At 57.7% G+C, this 1,669-nt stretch carries 1 pseudogene; it reads left to right on the top strand.

The features are described from left to right. Positions 1 to 73: 73 nt before the first annotated feature. Positions 74 to 1,632, top strand: a pseudogene (locus ABIE61_RS18750) (IS3 family transposase). The last annotated feature ends 37 nt before the right edge of the window (positions 1,633 to 1,669 follow it).

Genomic DNA, 1,669 nt, shown 5'->3' with positions numbered 1-1,669 from the left:
CCCCCTCTGTCAGGATAGTTGTCGCGTCCTTTGTTAAACTCTCTTATTCACTCAGGGGCGTTTGGAGATCTGTATGCCTCGTTACTCCGATGAGCGACGTCAGGCCGTTGTGGCCAAGCTGTTACCGCCCTACAACCAGAGCGTCGAAGACGTTGCCCGCGAGGAAGGCATTTCCTCAGCTACTGTTTATAAATGGCGCAAAGAAGCGCGCGCTGAAGGGCGTTGTCTGCCCGATGCCAGTGATCAAGGCACAGAGGGCTGGTCCTCACGGGACAAGTTTGCGGCGGTGATTGAGACCGCAGCGATGAACACCGAAGAGGTCGCCGCCTATTGCCGTCAGCGGGGTCTCTACCCTGAGCAACTGCAACGCTGGCGACATGATTGTGAACAAGCGGCCAGCCTGTCCTATGACGAGCGTCGTCGAGAAGCCGATGAAGCCAAACAGCAGCGCAAGCGTATTAAAGAGCTGGAGCGAGAACTGCAACGCAAAAACGCTGCACTGGCGGAGACGGCTGCACTGCTGACGCTGTCAAAAAAAGCACGGGCGATCTGGGGGGACGAGGAGTCATGATCAGCATCGAGGATCGCCAACACGCCGTACAGCTGATCGCCGATGCCTGCGAAGACGGCTCAACCCTGACGGCTGCGTGTGACGTTATAGGGATCTCGATCCGAACGCATCAACGCTGGGTGCAGGCAGGTGAGATTACAGCTGATCGGCGCCCCTTGGCCGGGCGCCCGGTGCCTGCCAATGCACTCACCGCAGAGGAAGAGGCCGAGATCCTGAAGCAGTGTCACCGAGATGAGTTTGCTGACCTTCCACCGGATCAGATCGTTGTGCGTTTGATGGACGAAGAGCAGCGTTACATCGCATCAGTTTCCAGTTTTTATCGTGTGCTGCGCAAGCATGGTCAACTGGCTCACCGTGGTCGTGCCAAAGCCCGTAAATCACAGCCAGTACCGACCACGCATACGGCAACAGCACCTAACCAGGTCTGGTCGTGGGACTGTACCTGGCTCCCCGGCCCAGCCAAGGGAACCTACTACTATCTGGTGATGATCCTCGATATCTTCAGCCGCAAGGTGGTGGGCTGGGAGGCTTTTCTGGGAGAGTCTGCCGCCAACTCCCGTACCGTCATTGAACGGGCGGTGCTGGCCGAAAATATCGTGGGCCAACCGCTGGTGTTACACGCCGATAACGGTAGCCCCTTCAAAGGCGCGACCTTGCTGGAAAAGCTTCGGGATCTACAGATCCAGCCATCGTTCAGTCGGCCACGTGTGAGCAACGATAACGCCTTCTCCGAGGCCCTGTTCCGCACCTGCAAGTATGTGCCGAACTATCCTGCCAATGGCTTTGCTGATCTAACAGAAGCACAGCAGTGGGTGCACGGCTTCGTGCAGTGGTACAACCATGAGCATCGTCACAGTGCTATCCGCTTCGTGACGCCGATGCAGCGCCATACCGGGGAGGACAAGGCCATACTGGCGAAGCGCCATGCACTCAACCTTGCAGCCAGAGCGGCACACCCTGAGCGCTGGAGCGGTGACACCCGTAACTGGGAACCGGGGACATTAGTGTCGTTGAATCCAGAGCGGGAAGTGGTCACTGAGGCAGTGCGAATGGCTGCATAAAAATCAGACAGGGCGACAGATACCTTGACAGTTACCG

Origin of the sequence: Marinobacterium sp. MBR-111, from assembly GCF_040547585.1 — a bacterium.
Classification (GTDB): domain Bacteria; phylum Pseudomonadota; class Gammaproteobacteria; order Pseudomonadales; family Balneatricaceae; genus Marinobacterium; species Marinobacterium iners.
This window is presented reverse-complemented; position numbering and strand designations above follow the sequence as displayed.